Source organism: Fulvivirga lutimaris, assembly GCF_009711525.1.
GTDB lineage: Bacteria > Bacteroidota > Bacteroidia > Cytophagales > Cyclobacteriaceae > Fulvivirga > Fulvivirga lutimaris.
In genome coordinates, this window is sequence record NZ_SMLV01000019.1 from 1 (window position 1) to 297 (window position 297).

The following is a 297-nucleotide window of genomic DNA, read 5'->3' on the forward strand; positions in this document are numbered from 1 at the left end:
GGTTAAGTATACCACATTTCCTCAGTTTGTTAGAGCACTTGAAAATTCAAGAGAGAGAATGAATATCATGAAAATACCTCACTTTGTTCCGCAAGTAAAATTTTTAAAAACAATTAACAGTAGGCTAGAGATGGATTTCATTGGACGTTTTGAAGAGATTAATGCTGACTTCAAGATAGTAAAGGAGGCACTTGGTGTTAACGTGGACTTACCTCATAAGAATAAATCAGACCATAAAGACTATTTAGAATATTATGATCCAGAATTATTTAAGATTGTAAATGAAGTGTATAAGGA

Annotated in this window: 1 protein-coding gene; it reads left to right on the forward strand. The window is 32.0% G+C overall.

Annotated elements, in window-relative coordinates:
• Nucleotides 1-297 (forward strand): sulfotransferase family 2 domain-containing protein (locus E1140_RS00040; RefSeq protein ID WP_185153299.1); only part of this gene is annotated, 297 nt, incomplete at both ends.